Here is a 15,238-nt window from a genome sequence, read left to right on the forward strand (position 1 = left end):
GCGCGCAAGCGCGCTCCTACGTGGGCATGCGTTGATCGAAACGTCAGCTTAATGTATGGATCGCCAAGAAGCGGGGGCGGTAGTTCGCGCCGCGCTGTGATCGCGGCGGCTGTCCAGGCGGCCGTGCATGTGCCGCCTACTTCCGCGATCGGCGGCGCACACTCTCGGCCACGTTGAGTACGCGGGCTGCAGCGGCTATTGCAAGCACGACCCAGAGGCGGATGTGCAGCGCGTTGTGCAGCAGTCGCACACGCATCGCCTCACACGCGACAGCAACGCCCTTGTAGGAGCGCGCTTGCGCGCGAGAGGCGTTCCCGGGAATGCCCTCGCGCGAGCGCGCTCCTACGTGGGGCATGCGTTGATCGAGACGTTGGCCAATCTACGGATCGCCAAGAAGCGGCCGCGGTAGTTGCGCTACGCTGCTGTCTTGGTGGCTCTCCATGCGGCGCCAGCGGCGCTAAGCGTTGCTAGTAGCGGCTGTTCGCACGACCGTAAGTGCTGCCCTAAATTCGCGAGCAGGCGCACGCAAACCCGACCACGCTGCATGTAGCGGCTACTGCAGATCGCGCAGATCCAGCTTGCGCAATTTCGGCGCCTTCCACGCAGTGGTCGCCACCACGCCCAGGGTCACGCAGCCACCGATCACCACCGCCGGCACCAGGCCGACCAGCCGCGCCATCACCCCGTCGTAGAACGCGCCCAGCTCGTTGGACGAGCCGATGAAAATGCCGTTGATCGATGACACCCGGCCGCGCATCGCGTCCGGCGTGGCGAGCTGCAGGATGGTTTGCCGCACCACCACCGACACGCCGTCGCACATGCCGTAGGCCAGCAGGATCGCCGCCGACAGCCAGAAGTGGCGCGACAGGCCGAAGGCGATCGTGCACAGCCCGAACCCGGCCACCGACAGCAGCAGGATGCGCCCGGCGTTGCGCTGCAGCGGGTGCCGCGCCAGCCATACGCCGACCAGGATCGAGCCCAGCGCAGGTGCGCCGCGCAGGATGCCCAGCCCTTCCGGCCCGTAGTGCAGTATGTCGTGAATGAAGGCCGGCAGCATCGACACCGCACCGCCGAGCAGCACCGAGAACATGTCCAGCGCCATCGCGCCGAGCATGATCTGGTTGGACAACACGAACTGCGCGCCTTCGGCAATGCTGCGGAAGATCGGTGCACGCGGGCCCGCGTTGACCGGCTCGGTCACGCGCAGCAGGAACAGCGCCAGGATGGCCACCAGCGCCACGCTTGCCGCTACGCCATAGGCCAGGCCCTTGCCACCCCAGGCGACCAGCACGCCGCCCAGCGCCGGGCCGATCACCATGCCGGCCTGGAAGGTCACGCTGCCGATGCTGGCGCCGCGCGCGAAGGCCTCGCGCGGCAGCGCCCGTGCGAACAGTGCGTTATAGACCGGCGACAGGAACGAGCGCGCCGCGCCGGTCAGCGCGATGGCTGCATAGATCGGCCACACGCCTTGTACCGGCAGCCAGCCATGCGTAATCGCCAACAGCAGCAGTGCGGTGGCGACCAGGCCCAGCACTGCGACCATGCCCAGGCGGCGGCGCGGCAGATGATCGACCAGATAGCCGGCAAACGGCGCGATGCAGAAGAACGGCAGGATCTCCGCCAGGCCGATCAGCCCGAGCGAGAGCGGATTGCGGGTGATTTCGTAGATATGCCAGCCGACCGTGACCGCGACGATCTGATACGACAACATCGCCGCCACGCGATACAGCAGCACCAGGCCGAAGCCGGGATGGGCGAACAGCGTGCGCAGCGAGGCCGCGGGCGAGGGAGGCGTGGGCGTGCTCACTGCTGGGCGCGGGCGGTGTCGCGAATGAAGGCCAGCATCGCGGCCACGCCGTTGCTGCGGGTCGGCGACAGATGCTTGGCCAGGCCGATGCCGGCGATGTAGTCCGGCTCGGTGGCCAGGATCTCCTGCGCGCTACGCCCCGAGTACACGCGCAAGGCGAGATAGATCAGCCCGGAGACGATCGCCGAGTCGCTGATGGCGTGGAAGTCCAGGCGCTCGGCATTGCCCTCCGGCACGATCCACACCATCGACTGGCAACCATGCAGACGGTGTTCTTCGGTCTTCCACTGTTCCGGGAAAGTGGGCAACTTGCGGCCCAGATCGATCAGGTACTGGTAGCGCTCGGACCAATCGCCGAAGAAGGAAAATTCCTCGGCGATGGTGGCCTGCGCTTCGACGGCGGTGGGTTCTAGCGGGAAGGGGGTGGTGGTCATCAAAATTCCAGAATCATTCGCAAAATCCAGGGTCGTTCGGTCAAAGCCCCTCTCCCTCCGGGGCGAGAAGGCGCGGTTTGCGCGCCACTGGCGCGCGTGCCTTGGAGCGCCCGCGCCGCCAGCGCGGGCCGGGGCGCGGAGCGGGGGTTGGGGTGAGGGTACGGGCGAAGCTTCGCTGGAGTTCGATGCGGGTGGCTTCGCTCTTACCTCAAAAAAATCGATGCACGTGGCTTCGCTCGCACCCTCATCCGCCCCTGCGGGGCACCTTCTCCCGGAGGGAGAAGGGAATAAAGTCATGCACGCTTCCAGCGCAAGCCTTGTGGGGTGTCTTCCAGCACGATGCCTTCGTCGGCCAGTTGCTTGCGGATGGCATCGGCGCGGGCGAAATCCTTGGCTTTTTTCGCCGCGCTGCGTTCGTCGACCAGGGCGGCGATACGGGCATCGTCGCCGGCGTCGGCACCACGCGAAAACCACGCGGCCGGTTCCTGCTGCAGCAGCCCCAACGCGAGGCCCGCACCGAGCAGCTCGGCCTTCAACCGGGCCCGGTCGGCGGCGTCATTGGCCTTGCGTGCCTCGCCGGCGATGCGCGCCACTTCGGCCAGCGCCTGCGGCGTGTTGAGGTCGTCGTCCAGCGCGGCCTCGACCGGTGCGGGGATCACCGCGCTTGCAGCCACGTCATGCAGGTCGCGCAGCGTGCCATACAACCGGTCCAGGGTGTTCTTGGCCTGTTCGATCAAGCCATCGGACCAGTCCAGCGGTTGCCGGTAGTGCGCGCTCAACAACGCATAACGCAGCGCTTCGGGCGGGTGCTTGGCGATCAGGTCGTGCACGGTCTCGATGTTGCCCAGCGACTTGCTCATCTTGGCGCCGCTGAAGTTGAGCATGCCGTTGTGCAACCAGAACCGTGCGAAGACGGCGCCGCCGTGGGCGCACTCGCTCTGCGCAATTTCGTTTTCGTGATGCGGGAACTGCAGGTCCACGCCGCCGGCGTGGATGTCGATGGTCGGCCCGAGATGCGCGGCGGCCATTGCCGAGCATTCGATATGCCAGCCGGGGCGGCCGCGGCCCCACGGCGAGTCCCAGCCGGGCAGGTCGTCGCTGGAGGGCTTCCACAGCACGAAGTCGCCAGGGTTGCGCTTGTAGGGCGCCACATCGACGCGTGCGCCGGCCAGCATTTCATCGGGATCGCGGCGTGACAGCTTGCCGTAGTCGGCAAAGCTGGCCACCGCGAACAGCACATGGCCTTCGGCGGCATAGGCATGCGCGCTGGCGATCAGCTGTTCGATCATCGCCACGATCTGCGGGATGTGCGCGGTGGCCTCCGGCTCGATATCCGGCGGTACCACACCGAGCGCGGCCATGTCCTGGCGGTAGATCGCCGCGAAGCGGTCAGTGATGGTCGAGATCGGCACCCCCTGGGCCTGGGCGGCGGCGTTGATCTTGTCGTCCACGTCGGTGATGTTGCGTGCGTAGCGCAGTGCGCCATAGCGCCGGCGCAGCAGCGCCGCCAGCACATCGAACACCACCGGGCCACGCGCATTGCCGATATGCGCATAGTTGTAGACCGTGGGCCCGCACACATACAGGGTGGGGCTGGACGGATCGAGCGGTGCGAACGGCTCGACCCGCCGCGTCAGGTTGTTGTGCAGTCGCAGGCTCATCGGCATCTTGGCGAGGGTAACTGGGCGATTCTAGCCGGTCGCGGCGATGCGGCGAACCGGCAGACAAGCGATGGCAACGGATGGGCTGCGTTCAGCCCAAGGTCTCGCAAGCTCCATACACTTACGTATTGCTCTGCTCCGCCTCCTTGGTCCTGATGCGACTTCTCCCGTTCTCCATGCTGTGTGTGCTGGCCTGGCAGGCATTGCCGGTGCAGGCGGCAGAGCCCGACGTGAAAAACCGGGTGGTCGTGATCGAAAACGTCAAGCTGGACTATGCCCAGGTGCTTAACGTGGAGCCGGTCTACCAGACATTGCGCGCCACCCGCATCGAAGAGCAGTGCGAGGCCGAGCAGGCCGCTGCGGTGGCCACCGCGCCCGTCGAGTCCGGCGAAGGCCGCATCAACCGAATGATGGATTCGGTCAAGGAAATGTTCTCGCGCCAGCCCGAGCCGGCCACCCCGGCGGCGGTGCCGCCGACCAGCACGCGGCGCAACTGCAAGGTGGTGGAAGTGCCGCGCGAGTTCCGCCGGCCGATCGCCTTCGACGTGGACTACGTCTACAAGGGCACCAAATACCGTTCCCGGCTGCCGGAAGACCCGGGCAACCGGCTGCGGATCCGGGTCTCGGTGACCCCGTACATTCCCGACGCCATCGTCGCGCCGCCGCGATGAGGCCCGCGGCGGTTGCGCCGTGCCCGCATGCGTGCGAGGATTCGCGCCCTATGCACGCAAACGCCTTTCAGCACGACACCAGCGCCGCCCGGATGGCCTCCGGCATGACGTCGCGTGCCCGCCGACCGGAATCCCACATTTTCGCTGGGTAACCGGAGCGTTTTGCTGCCTGTTTCGAAAACCCAGCCCGCGGCTGGGTTTTTTCGTTTCGGGCCCGGGAAAAGTTTCACTCGCAAGAACCGCGCATTCCGCGCAACCCGTCGCTCGCGGCGGACCACGCAGCAGAAGTACGCAGCAAAGGATCGATCGATGTCACTGAAGCACTTCTTGAACACCCAGGACTGGAGCCGCGCCGAACTGGATGCGCTGTTGACCCAGGCCGCGTTGTTCAAACGCAACAAGCTGGGAAGCGAGCTGAAGGGCAAGTCGATCGCGCTGGTGTTCTTCAACCCGTCCATGCGTACCCGCACCAGCTTCGAGCTGGGCGCGTTCCAGCTGGGTGGGCATGCGGTGGTGCTGCAGCCGGGCAAGGATGCGTGGCCGATCGAATTCAACCTGGGCACGGTGATGGACGGCGATACCGAGGAGCACATCGCCGAGGTGGCGCGCGTGCTGGGGCGCTACGTCGACCTGATCGGCGTGCGTGCGTTCCCGAAGTTCGTTGACTGGTCCAAGGACCGCGAAGACCAGGTGCTCAAGAGCTTTGCCAAGTATTCGCCGGTGCCGGTGATCAACATGGAGACCATTACCCACCCGTGCCAGGAGCTGGCGCACGCGCTGGCGCTGCAGGAGCATTTCGGCACCCCGGACCTGCGCGGCAAGAAGTACGTGTTGACCTGGACCTACCATCCCAAGCCGTTGAACACCGCGGTAGCCAATTCGGCACTGACCATCGCCACGCGCATGGGCATGGACGTGACCCTGCTGTGCCCGACCCCGGACTACATCCTGGACGAGCGCTACATGGACTGGGCGGCGCAGAACGTGGCCGAAAGCGGTGGCTCGCTGCAGGTCAGCCACGACATCGACAGTGCCTATGCCGGCGCCGATGTGGTGTACGCCAAGAGCTGGGGCGCATTGCCGTTCTTCGGCAACTGGGAGCCGGAAAAGCCGATCCGCGACCAGTACCAGCATTTCATCGTCGACGAACGCAAGATGGCGCTGACCAACAACGGCGTGTTTTCGCACTGCCTGCCGCTGCGTCGCAACGTCAAGGCCACCGATGCGGTGATGGATTCGCCCAACTGCATCGCAATCGACGAGGCCGAAAACCGTCTGCATGTGCAGAAGGCGATCATGGCAGCGCTGGTGGGTCAGAACCGCCCGTGAGCCACCACACGCATCGTTATGCCGCCCGTGTCACCTGGACCGGTGACCGCGGGCAGGGCACGCACAGCTATCGCAGCTACGGCCGCGAGCACGAGATTGCCATCGCCGGCAAGCCGCCGATCGTCGGGTCGTCGGACCCGCTGTTTCGCGGCGACGCGGGTCTGCACAATCCCGAGGACCTGCTGGTGTCGTCGCTATCGGCCTGCCACATGCTGTGGTACCTGCACCTGGCTGCCGAGTCCGGCATCGTGGTGCGCGGCTATGTCGACGATGCGATCGGCAGCATGTTCACCGACGCTGACAGCGGCCGTTTCAGCGAGGTGGTGCTCAAGCCCACGGTGACCATTTCCGCGGGCGACCCCGCCACCGCGGACGCCCTGCATCATCTCGCGCATCAAGCCTGTTTCATCGCCAATTCGGTCAACTTCCCGGTGCGCTGCGAACCGCGCATCGTGGTGACGGACTAACTTTTCTCCCTTGCCCCCAGGAACTTCGTCATGAGCAGCAAAGATATCGTCCTCGCTTTCTCCGGTGGCCTCGACACCAGCTTCTGCATTCCATACCTGCAGGAGCGCGGCTATGCCGTGCACACCGTGTTCGCCGATACCGGCGGTGTGGATGCCGAAGAACGCGATTTCATCGAGAAGCGCGCCGCCGAGCTGGGCGCCGCCAGCCATGTCACCGTCGATGGCGGCCCGGCGATCTGGGAAGGCTTCGTCAAGCCGTTCGTGTGGGCCGGCGAGGGCTACCAGGGCCAGTACCCGTTGCTGGTGTCCGACCGTTACCTGATCGTCGATGCCGCGCTCAAGCGCGCCGAAGAACTGGGCACGCGGATCATCGCGCACGGCTGCACCGGCATGGGCAACGATCAGGTGCGTTTCGACCTGGCGGTAAAGGCGTTGGGCGACTACCAGATTGTGGCGCCGATTCGCGAGATCCAGAAAGAGCACACCCAGACCCGCGCCTACGAACAGAAGTACCTGGAAGAGCGCGGCTTCGGCGTGCGTGCCAAGCAGAAGGCCTACACCATCAACGAGAACCTGCTGGGCGTGACCATGTCCGGCGGCGAGATCGATCGCTGGGAAGCACCGGGCGAAGGCGCACGCGGCTGGTGTGCACCGCGTAGCGCGTGGCCGACCGAAGCGTTGACGGTGACGCTGAAGTTTGTCGAAGGCGAGGCCGTGGCGCTGGACGGCAAGGCCCTGCCAGGTGCGCAGATCCTGGCCAAGCTCAACACCTTGTTCGCGCAGTACGGCGTGGGCCGTGGCGTGTACACCGGCGACACCGTGATCGGCCTGAAGGGCCGCATCGTGTTCGAAGCGCCGGGCCTGATCTCGCTGCTCACCGCGCACCGTGCGCTGGAAGATGCGGTGCTGACCAAACAGCAGAACCGCTTCAAGCCGGACGTGGCGCGCAAGTGGGTGGAGCTGGTGTACGAGGGCTTCTACCACGACCCGCTCAAGACCGATATCGAGGCGTTCCTGAAGTCGTCGCAGTCCAAGGTCAATGGCGAAGTCACGCTGGAAACCCGTGGCGGTCGCGTCGATGCGGTGGCGGTGCGTTCGCCGCACCTGCTCAATGCCAAGGGTGCGACCTACGCGCAGTCGGCTGACTGGGGTGTGGAAGAGGCCGAGGGTTTCATCAAGCTGTTCGGTATGAGCTCTACGCTGTACGCGCAGGTCAACCGCTGAGGTTTCTCGGCACGTAGGCAAAGCCCCTCTCCCCTCGGGAGAGGGGTTGGGGTGAGGGTACGGAGCGAAGCTCTCGCGATGTTCAGTGCACTAGGCTTCGCCCGTACCCTCATCTGCCCCTTCTGGGGCACCTTTTCCCGGAGGGAGAAGGAATCGCTTCGATGAGATTTACCAGTCGTTTGCGCGCCTCCGCGCTTTGCACACTTTCATCCAGCCGCCGCTTCGGACCATTGATCAAACAGACATGACCGATCTACTCGCCGCCACCGTCGAGCACCTGGAAACGCTGGTGTCCTTCGACACCCGCAATCCGCCGCGTGCGATCGCTGCCGAAGGTGGCATCTTCGATTATCTGCGTGCGCAGTTGCCCGGTTTCCAGGTCGAAGTGATCGATCATGGCGATGGGGCGGTGAGCCTGTACGCGGTGCGTGGCACGCCGAAGTACCTGTTCAATGTGCATCTGGACACGGTGCCGGATTCGCCGCACTGGAGCGCCGATCCGCACGTGATGCGGCGCACCGAGGACCGGGTGATCGGCCTGGGCGTCTGCGACATCAAGGGCGCGGCCGCGGCGTTGGTGGCGGCCGCCAATGCCGGCGATGGCGATGCGGCGTTTCTGTTTTCGTCCGACGAAGAAGCCAATGACCCGCGCTGCATCGCGGCGTTTCTGGCGCGTGGCTTGCCGTATGACGCCGTGCTGGTGGCCGAGCCGACCATGGGCGAGGCGGTGCTGGCGCATCGCGGCATCAGCTCGGTGCTGATGCGCTTTGCTGGCCGTGCCGGGCATGCGTCCGGCAAGCAGGATCCGGCTGCCAGCGCGCTGCATCAGGCGATGCGCTGGGGCGGCAAGGCGCTGGATCATGTCGAGTCGCTGGCGCACGCCCGTTTCGGCGGACTGACCGGATTACGCTTCAACATCGGCCGCGTCGATGGCGGCATCAAGGCCAACATGATCGCGCCGGCGGCCGAACTGCGCTTTGGCTTCCGGCCGCTGCCGTCCATGGATGTGGATGGCCTGTTGGCGACCTTTGCCGGGTTTGCCGATCCGGCTGCGGCGCATTTCGAAGAAACCTTTCGCGGCCCCAGCCTGCCATCGGGCGACATCGCACGTGCCGAAGAGCGTCGCCTGGCGGCGCGCGATGTGGCCGACGCGCTGGACCTGCCGATCGGCAATGCGGTGGACTTCTGGACCGAGGCCTCGCTGTTTTCGGCCGGCGGCTACACCGCACTGGTTTATGGCCCGGGCGATATCGCCCAGGCGCACACCGCCGACGAGTTCGTGACGCTGGTGCAGTTGCAGCGCTACGCCGAGTCGGTCAACCGCATCATCAACGGCTCGCACTGAGCCTGCGTTCCGCGCCTGGCGCGGCCATTCCTCCCAACGATCACCGCAATGTCCCTTCCTGCACAGCCCCACAAACAGACCCGCCAGACCATCGTGCGCCTGCTTTCGAGCATGGCCAGCGCGAAGGAGATCAGCCAGTACCTGAAGCGTTTCTCGCAGCTGGACGCCAAGCGCTTTGCGGTGGTCAAGGTGGGCGGCGCGGTGTTGCGCGACGACCTGGAGGCGCTGACCTCGTCGTTGTCGTTCCTGCAGGAAGTAGGGCTCACCCCGATCGTGCTGCACGGCGCGGGCCCGCAGCTGGATGCCGAACTCTCGGCCGCCGGCATCGAAAAGCAGACCGTCAACGGCCTGCGCGTGACCTCGCCGCAAGCCCTGGCAATTGTGCGCAAGGTGTTTCAGGCCTCCAACCTCAAGCTGGTGGAAGCGCTGCAGCAGAACGGCGCGCGTGCGACGTCGATCACCGGCGGCGTCTTTGAAGCCGAATATCTGGATCGCGACACCTACGGCCTGGTCGGCGAGGTCAAGGCAGTGAACCTGGCGCCGATCGAGGCCAGCCTGCAGGCCGGTTCGATCCCGGTGATCACCAGCCTGGGCGAAACCCCGAGCGGGCAGATCCTCAACGTCAACGCCGATTTTGCCGCCAACGAACTGGTGCAGGAACTGCAGCCGTACAAGATCATCTTCCTCACCGGCACCGGCGGCTTGCTGGATGCCGACGGCAAGCTGATCGACTCGATCAACCTGTCCACCGAATACGACCATCTGATGCAGCAGCCGTGGATCAACGGCGGCATGCGGGTGAAGATCGAACAGATCAAGGATCTGCTCGATCGGCTGCCGCTGGAATCGTCGGTGTCGATCACCCGGCCGGCGGATCTGGCCAAGGAACTGTTCACCCACAAGGGTTCCGGCACGTTGGTGCGGCGTGGCGAGCGCGTACTGCGCGCGACCTCGTGGGACGAACTGGATCTGCCGCGGCTCACCTCGCTGATCGAGTCCAGCTTCGGCCGCACGTTGGTGCCGGACTATTTCAGCAACACCAAGCTACTGCGTGCCTACGTCAGCGAGAACTACCGCGCCGCGGTGATCCTCACCGATGAAGGCATGCTGGGCGAGAGCACCTTGACCTATCTGGACAAGTTCGCCGTGCTCGACGACGCGCAGGGCGAAGGCCTGGGCCGTGCGGTCTGGAACGTGATGCGCGAAGAAACCCCGCAGCTGTTCTGGCGCTCGCGTCACAACAACCAGGTCAACATCTTCTACTACGCCGAATCCGACGGCTGCATCAAGCAGGAAAAGTGGAAGGTGTTCTGGTACGGGCTGGAGAACTTCGAGCAGATCCAGCACTGCGTGGCGCATTGCGCGACGCGTCAACCCACCTTGCTGGGGTGAGTGCAATGGCGGCCGCCGCATCGCAAACGCTCTGGCGCGAGGTGCCCACCTTGCGCGGCCAGCACGTCACGCTGGAGCCATTGCGCGCTGCCCACGCCGATGGCTTGCGCGCGGCAGTGGCCGATGGCGCGTTGTCGCGCCTGTGGTACACCAGCGTGCCCAGTGCTGCGCAAGTCGATGACTACATCGCCGCCGCGTTGGCAGCGCAGGCGGACGGCACTGCGCTGCCGTTCGTGGTGCGCGATGCGGCGGGCGAGATCGCCGGCAGCACGCGCTACTACGCACTGGATGCGTCGGTGCCGAAGCTGTCGATCGGCTACACCTGGTACGCGCCGCGGGTGCAGCGCACCGGCCTCAATACCGAGGCAAAACGTCTGCTGCTTGGGCATGCCTTTGAAACGCTCGGCTGCCTGAGTGTGGTGTTCGAGACCAGCTGGTTCAATCACACCTCGCGCGCGGCCATCGCGCGGCTGGGTGCAAAGCAGGACGGGGTGCTGCGCAATCACACGCGCCACGCCGACGGCACGCCACGCGACACCGTGGTGTTTTCCATCATCAATGCGGAATGGGCCGGGGTGAAACGCCACCTGCAGTTCCGCCTGGACGCACACGCATGACTGTTCAACCAACCACCATCGGCATTGTGGGCGCACGCGGCCATACCGGCGCGGAGCTGATCAAGCTGATTGCCGCACACCCGCAGTTGCAGCTGGTGTTCGTGTCCTCGCGCGAGCTCGCCGGCCAGCGCGTGGCCGAGCACAGCGATGGCTATCAGGGCGAGCTGCGCTATGAAAGCCTGGACGCCGACGCGGTGGCTGCCAAGGCCGCGGACGTGGTGATCCTGGCATTGCCCAACGGCAAGGCCGAGCCCTTCGCGGCGGCCATCGATGCCAACCGGCCGCAGACGTTGCTGATCGACCTGTCGGCCGACTACCGCTTCGATCCGGCCTGGTATTACGGCTTGCCGGAGCTTACCCGCCACACCTACGCCGGGCAGCGCCGCATCAGCAATCCCGGCTGCTATGCCACGGCCATGCAGCTGGCGATCACGCCGCTGCGCGAGCAACTGGCAGGGCCGCCGCAGTGCTTTGGCGTCTCCGGCTATTCCGGTGCGGGCACCACGCCTTCAGACAAGAACAATCCCGCGTTGCTGGCCGACAACCTGATGCCATATGCGCTGACCAACCACATGCACGAGCGCGAAGTCTCCGCGCAGCTCGGCGTGCCGGTGGAATTCATGCCGCATGTGGCGCCGCATTTCCGCGGCATCACCATGACCGTGAACCTGTGGCTGCAGCAGCCGTTGACGCGCGAACAGATCCACGCACGCTACCTGGAGCGGTATGCGCATGAGCCCTTGATCGAGATCGTGGACGAGGCGCCGTGGGTGAGCCGTATCGCCGGCACCCATGGCGTGCAGATCGGTGGGTTCACCATGGCGCCGGGCAACAAGCGCGTGGTGGTGGTGGCAACGCTGGACAACCTGCTCAAGGGTGCGGCCACGCAGGCCATGCAGAACCTCAACCTGGCGCTGGGCTGGGACGAATTGACCGCAATTGGTTGATGCGCGTCCCTCGCACAAGCCCGCACATCCATCTGCGGGGATTCTATTGGACGACTTATTTCGAGACGCTTTCCGATGACCAATCTGTTGTGGCAAAAACCCGGCGTGGCGGTGGACGCCAAGATCCAGACCTTCCTGGCCGGCGATGACGTCATCCTGGACCGCGAGTTCTTCCTGTACGACATCGCGGCCAGCAAGGCGCATGCGCAGGGGCTGCAGCACATCGGCATCCTGTCGCTGGAGGAACTGGGCGGGCTGAGCGAGCAGCTGGATCTGCTGGCCGGCGACTTCCGTAGCGGCGCATTCGTGCTCGATGCGCAGTACGAGGATTGCCATTCGGCCATCGAAGCGCGGCTGACTGAACGCCTGGGCGATGCCGGCCGCAAGATCCACACCGGCCGCAGCCGCAACGACCAGATCCTGGTGGCCACGCGGCTATGGTTGAAGGACAAGCTGCAGCGCGTGGCCGCGCTCAGCACCGAGGTGGCCAAGGTGGCGCTGGACCGCGCACAGGCCGAAGCCGAGCTACCGGTGCCCGGCTACACGCACATCCAGCGTGCGGTGGTGTCCTCGGCCGGCATGTGGTGGGCGGGGTGGGCCGAGGCCTTCATCGACAACGCCGTGCGCGCCAACGACACCTTCAAGCTGGTCGACGCCAACCCGCTGGGCACTGCGGCCGGTTATGGCGTCAATCTGCCGCTGGACCGTGCGCATACCACCGCCGAGCTAGGCTTCGCGCGCCTGCAGGTCTCGCCCATCTACGCACAGCTCTCGCGCGGCAAGTTCGAGCTGGCTGCACTGGAAGCGCTGGGTGGCGCAACGCTGGACCTGCGCCGGATTGCCTGGGATCTGTCGTTGTTCACCAGCGGCGAGTTCGCCTTTGTCGCGCTGCCGGCGCAGTACACCACCGGCAGTTCGATCATGCCGAACAAGCGCAACCCCGATGTCATCGAACTGATGCGCGCCACCCACGCCAGCGTGGCAGCGGCGCGCACCGAGATCGAACAGCTGCTGTCGCTGCCGTCCGGCTACCACCGCGATCTGCAGAGCAGCAAGGGCGCGATCGTGCACGGCTTTGCGCGCGGCCTGGCCGCGCTGGAGCTGTTGCCGGCCTTGCTGGCCAACCTGGAATGGCGGCCGGACAAGCTGCGCGCGGCGATCGATTCGGGCATGTACGCCACCGATGTGGCGGTGGAAGCCGCCGTGGCCGGGGTGCCGTTCCGCGATGCCTACAAGGCGGCCGCCGCCGCGTCTGACAGCGCAGGGCAGGGACGCACACCGGAAGGCAGCCTGGCCGCACGCGTGTCGCCCGGTGCGGCGGCCGACCTGCAGCTGGATGTGCTGCGCGCCCGCTGGGAGGCGCTGCAGTGATCCCGACCCTCAGTGCCGACACCGCCGAGCACTATCCCTGGGGCGAGGCCTGCGATGGCTGGCACCTGCTGCGCGACCCGGGGCTGAGCGTGCTCGAAGAGCACATGCCGCCCGGCGCGATGGAGCAACGCCACCGTCATAGCCGTGCACGGCATTTTTTCTATGTACTCGCCGGCGAGGTGATGTTGCAGGTGGATGGCGAGCAGCACGTGCTCAAGGTGGGCCAGGGCCTGCATGTGACGCCCGGCTCGACCCATCAGATGCACAACCTGTCCGACGAGCAGGCGCGGTTCCTGGTGATTTCCACGCCGCATGGCAAGGCCGAGCTTACGACCGCCGCGAGCACACCAGTGGCCACCGCCGCCGTGGTGGCACCGGGCGCCGCGTCAACGGAGGCCGACTGATGGCCACGCGCTATCTGGTCCTGGCGATGCGCCAGCCCGACTTTCCGGCCGATGTGGTGCAGCCGCATCGCGATTTTCTGGATGCGCTGCGAGCCGCCGGGCAACTGGAGTTGACCGGGGGCTTCAGCGACGGCAGCGGTGGCGCGTACGTATTGATCAATGTCGAGGGTCTGGCGCAGGCGCAGCAGATCGTGGCGCAGGATCCCCTGGCCGTGCGCGGTGCCTCCACGCTGACGGTGTACGAATGGAACGCGCAGTGAGGCTGCACATCCGCGTGGCACACGTGGTGATCGCTGCCGCAATCACTAGGGCACGGCCATGACCCAGCCGGTCGTCGCGACCTCGCTGTTTACCGAGCAGGTGCTGCCGCCGTGGCGGCGCGCAGTGCTCAAGGTCGGCAGCAGCCTGCTGGCGGCCGATGGCGGCGGCCTGTCGCCGCGGTTTGCGCTGGGCCTGGCGCAGTTTGTATCGGCCAATCTGGCGGCGGGGCGCGAAGTGGTGATCGTCTCGTCCGGCGCGGTGGCGGCCGGGCGCGCCATCCTGCCCAAGGCAGCCGAAGCTGGCGCCGCCATCGCTGCGCGCCAGGCACTGGCCGCGCTGGGCCAGGCGCAGTTGATCGCGTTGTGGCAGCGCTTTTTCGAGCGCCCGGTGGCGCAGGTGCTGCTCACCCACGACGACCTGCGCAACCGCCGCCGTTACCTCAATGCGCGCGCCACGCTGGGCGAACTGTTGCGGCTGGGCGCATTGCCGGTGATCAACGAAAACGACACCGTCTCGGTGGATGAGCTCAAGCTGGGCGATAACGACAATCTGGCCGCGATCGTGGCCGCGCTGGTCGATGCCGATGCGTTGTTTATCGCCACCGATATCGATGGCTTGTACAGCGCCGACCCGCGCAGCAATCCATTGGCGCGTCCTCTCGATGAGGTGTCCGAACTCACCGCCGAGGTGCTGGCGATGGCCGGCGGCAGCGGCAGCAGCGTGGGCACCGGCGGCATGCGCACCAAACTGGAAGCCGCCGCAAAAGCCGGTGCCGCCGGTATCGAAACCTATCTGTTCAATGGCCGCAGCAGCGAGGTGGTGCGGGGGCTTGCGCAGGATCGCCTGCGTGGCACGCGCATCCACCCCGCACGCACGCGCATTGCCGCCCGCAAGTACTGGCTGCGCCATGCACCGGTGGAGCCGGGCGCGATCCTGATCGATGCCGGCGCCGCTGCGGCGCTGACCGGCAAGGGCGCATCGCTGTTACCGGGCGGTGTGGCCACTGCTCAAGGCGATTTCCGTCGCGGCGACATGGTGGAGATCCGTCTGCGCGACGCCGATGGCGAACGCTGCCTGGCGCGCGGCGTCAGCCAGTATTCGGCAGTGGATATCCGCCGCATCGCCTGCCGCCATTCGCGCGAGATCGAGCCCGTGCTCGGTTACAGCTATGGCGAGAATGTGGTGCATCGCGATGATCTGGTGCTGTTGTAGCGGGGATTGGGGAGTCGGGATTGGGGATTCGCAAAAACATATGTACTGCGTTTCCCAAACGTTGCCTCTGTGTCCCACCGACTGATTCCCTTGTGG

The 15,238-nt window shown here is 66.0% G+C and carries 15 protein-coding genes; 12 read left to right on the forward strand and 3 right to left on the reverse strand.

Translation table 11 applies throughout. The features are described from left to right. Positions 1–553: 553 nt before the first annotated feature. From ACD584_RS19920 to cysS, 3 genes are all read right to left on the reverse strand, one after another. On the reverse strand, positions 554–1,807 hold the full coding sequence (locus ACD584_RS19920) for an MFS transporter (protein WP_076035640.1): 1,254 nt from the start codon (positions 1,805–1,807) through the stop codon (positions 554–556). After that, complete coding sequence (locus tag ACD584_RS19925; RefSeq protein ID WP_055826228.1) at positions 1,804–2,241, reverse strand: SufE family protein; 438 nt, start codon at positions 2,239–2,241, stop codon at positions 1,804–1,806. The genes ACD584_RS19920 and ACD584_RS19925 overlap by 4 nt, the downstream gene beginning before the upstream one ends. A 293-nt stretch (positions 2,242–2,534) precedes the next feature. Further along, positions 2,535–3,902 (reverse strand): cysteine--tRNA ligase, encoded by a 1,368-nt coding sequence (gene cysS / locus ACD584_RS19930; RefSeq protein WP_175611443.1) that lies wholly within the window; start codon positions 3,900–3,902, stop codon positions 2,535–2,537. Positions 3,903–4,057: 155 nt separating this feature from the next. Here cysS and ACD584_RS19935 point away from each other — a divergent pair, with 155 nt between their 5' ends. From ACD584_RS19935 to proB, 12 genes are all read left to right on the forward strand, one after another. Further along, positions 4,058–4,573 carry a hypothetical protein gene (locus ACD584_RS19935; RefSeq protein ID WP_029216968.1) on the forward strand — a complete coding sequence of 172 codons (516 nt, stop codon included), beginning with the start codon at positions 4,058–4,060 and terminating at the stop codon, positions 4,571–4,573. A 309-nt stretch (positions 4,574–4,882) separates the two neighbouring features. Further along, positions 4,883–5,902, forward strand: a complete 1,020-nt coding sequence (locus tag ACD584_RS19940; RefSeq protein ID WP_076035642.1) for an N-acetylornithine carbamoyltransferase — start codon at positions 4,883–4,885, stop codon at positions 5,900–5,902. Beyond that, positions 5,899–6,369, forward strand: coding sequence for an OsmC family protein (locus tag ACD584_RS19945; RefSeq protein ID WP_016944481.1), 471 nt, complete (start codon positions 5,899–5,901; stop codon positions 6,367–6,369). The genes ACD584_RS19940 and ACD584_RS19945 overlap by 4 nt, the downstream gene beginning before the upstream one ends. A 30-nt stretch (positions 6,370–6,399) precedes the next feature. Next, positions 6,400–7,593, forward strand: a complete 1,194-nt coding sequence (locus ACD584_RS19950; RefSeq protein ID WP_011037391.1) for an argininosuccinate synthase — start codon at positions 6,400–6,402, stop codon at positions 7,591–7,593. Between the two features lie 244 nt (positions 7,594–7,837). Then, a complete protein-coding gene (locus ACD584_RS19955) occupies positions 7,838–8,938 on the forward strand; it encodes an acetylornithine deacetylase (protein ID WP_076035643.1) in 1,101 nt (366 codons plus the stop codon). Between the two features lie 48 nt (positions 8,939–8,986). Further along, on the forward strand, positions 8,987–10,330 hold the full coding sequence (locus ACD584_RS19960; protein ID WP_076035644.1) for an acetylglutamate kinase: 1,344 nt from the start codon (positions 8,987–8,989) through the stop codon (positions 10,328–10,330). A 5-nt stretch (positions 10,331–10,335) separates the two neighbouring features. Then, positions 10,336–10,947, forward strand: a complete 612-nt coding sequence (locus ACD584_RS19965) for a GNAT family N-acetyltransferase (protein ID WP_076035645.1) — start codon at positions 10,336–10,338, stop codon at positions 10,945–10,947. Beyond that, positions 10,944–11,894 (forward strand): N-acetyl-gamma-glutamyl-phosphate reductase, encoded by a 951-nt coding sequence (gene argC, locus ACD584_RS19970; protein WP_076035646.1) that lies wholly within the window; start codon positions 10,944–10,946, stop codon positions 11,892–11,894. The genes ACD584_RS19965 and argC overlap by 4 nt, the downstream gene beginning before the upstream one ends. Before the next feature lie 75 nt (positions 11,895–11,969). Further along, positions 11,970–13,265: an argininosuccinate lyase gene (locus tag ACD584_RS19975; protein ID WP_076035647.1), complete on the forward strand. Its 1,296-nt coding sequence runs from the start codon at positions 11,970–11,972 to the stop codon at positions 13,263–13,265. Then, positions 13,262–13,669, forward strand: coding sequence for a cupin domain-containing protein (locus tag ACD584_RS19980; RefSeq protein ID WP_076035648.1), 408 nt, complete (start codon positions 13,262–13,264; stop codon positions 13,667–13,669). The genes ACD584_RS19975 and ACD584_RS19980 overlap by 4 nt, the downstream gene beginning before the upstream one ends. Beyond that, the gene (locus tag ACD584_RS19985; RefSeq protein ID WP_012438175.1) at positions 13,669–13,929 is read left to right on the forward strand and encodes a YciI family protein; all 261 of its coding nucleotides are present in this window, start codon (positions 13,669–13,671) and stop codon (positions 13,927–13,929) included. The genes ACD584_RS19980 and ACD584_RS19985 overlap by 1 nt, the downstream gene beginning before the upstream one ends. 58 nt (positions 13,930–13,987) lie before the next feature. Next, the gene (gene proB, locus ACD584_RS19990) at positions 13,988–15,142 is read left to right on the forward strand and encodes a glutamate 5-kinase (protein WP_076035649.1); all 1,155 of its coding nucleotides are present in this window, start codon (positions 13,988–13,990) and stop codon (positions 15,140–15,142) included. Positions 15,143–15,238: the final 96 nt, after the last annotated feature.

This window comes from Xanthomonas sp. NCPPB 2922 (genome assembly GCF_041520885.1).
Classification (GTDB): domain Bacteria; phylum Pseudomonadota; class Gammaproteobacteria; order Xanthomonadales; family Xanthomonadaceae; genus Xanthomonas; species Xanthomonas campestris.